Raw genomic sequence first — 1287 nt, 5'->3', positions numbered from 1 at the left:
TGACCGGCAAGAGAGGCTTGATCCGCGTGATCGGCGAGCGGCTGCTGCAGGCGCTGCAGAAGGGCTCGTTCAAGACGGCCGACAGTCTGCCGCAACTCGCCGGCGCGCTGTCCTCCGGCACGCTGAATCCCGAGCAGGAAGCGCTGGCGCTGAAAATCCTCGAGGCGTGGTATCTCGGCATCGTCGATAACGTCGTCATCACCTACGAAGAAGCGCTCATGTTCGGCGTTGTCTCGGATACGCTCGTGATCCGTTCGTATTGCCCGAACAAACCCGGCTTCTGGGCCGACAAACCGATCGAGAGGCAAGCCTGATGGCCGATACGCAACAAGCCGATGTCGTTGTTGTCGGGTCGGGCGTCGCCGGTGCGATCGTCGCGCATCAGCTCGCGATGGCGGGCAAGTCCGTGATCCTGCTGGAAGCCGGCCCGCGCATGCCGCGCTGGGAAATCGTCGAGCGATTCCGCAACCAGCCCGACAAGATGGACTTCATGGCGCCCTACCCATCGAGCGCATGGGCGCCGCATCCGGAATACGGACCGCCGAACGACTACCTCATCCTGAAGGGCGAGCACAAGTTCAATTCGCAGTACATCCGTGCGGTCGGCGGCACGACGTGGCACTGGGCCGCGTCCGCGTGGCGCTTCATTCCGAACGACTTCAAGATGAAGACGGTGTATGGCGTCGGTCGCGACTGGCCGCTCCGGTACGACGATCTCGAGCCGTACTACCAGCGCGCGGAGGAGGAACTCGGCGTGTGGGGCCCGGGCGCCGAAGAGGATCTGCTGTCGCCGCGCAAGCAGCCGTATCCGATGCCGCCGCTGCCGCTGTCGTACAACGAACGCACGATCAAGACCGCACTCAACAGCTACGATGCGAAGCTCCATGTCGTGACCGAGCCGGTCGCGCGCAACAGCCGTCCCTACGATGGCCGGCCGACGTGCTGCGGGAACAACAATTGCATGCCGATCTGTCCGATCGGCGCGATGTACAACGGCATCGTCCATGTCGAGAAGGCCGAACAGGCGGGCGCGAAGCTGATCGAGAACGCCGTCGTTCACAAGCTCGAGACCGGCCCGGGCAAGCGCATCGTCGCGGCGATCTACAAGGACCAGCGGGGCGCGGAACACCGCGTCGAAGGCAAGTACTTCGTGCTCGCGGCCAATGGCATCGAAACGCCGAAAATCATGCTGATGTCGGCGAACCGCGATTTCCCGAACGGCGTCGGCAACAGCGCCGACATGGTTGGCCGCAACCTGATGGATCATCCGGGCACCGGCGTGTCGTT

The 1287-nt window shown here is 63.8% G+C and carries 2 protein-coding genes; both read left to right on the top strand.

Annotated elements, in window-relative coordinates:
• On the top strand, positions 1 to 314 hold a 314-nt coding region (locus tag KH616_RS25100), incomplete at its 5' end, for a sugar dehydrogenase complex small subunit (RefSeq protein WP_292255264.1).
• A partial coding sequence (locus tag KH616_RS25095) for a GMC family oxidoreductase (protein ID WP_292255261.1) occupies positions 314 to 1287 on the top strand: 974 nt, incomplete at its 3' end. The genes KH616_RS25100 and KH616_RS25095, both read left to right, overlap by 1 nt.

This window comes from Burkholderia sp. (genome assembly GCF_018375725.1).
GTDB lineage: Bacteria > Pseudomonadota > Gammaproteobacteria > Burkholderiales > Burkholderiaceae > Burkholderia.
This window is presented reverse-complemented; position numbering and strand designations above follow the sequence as displayed.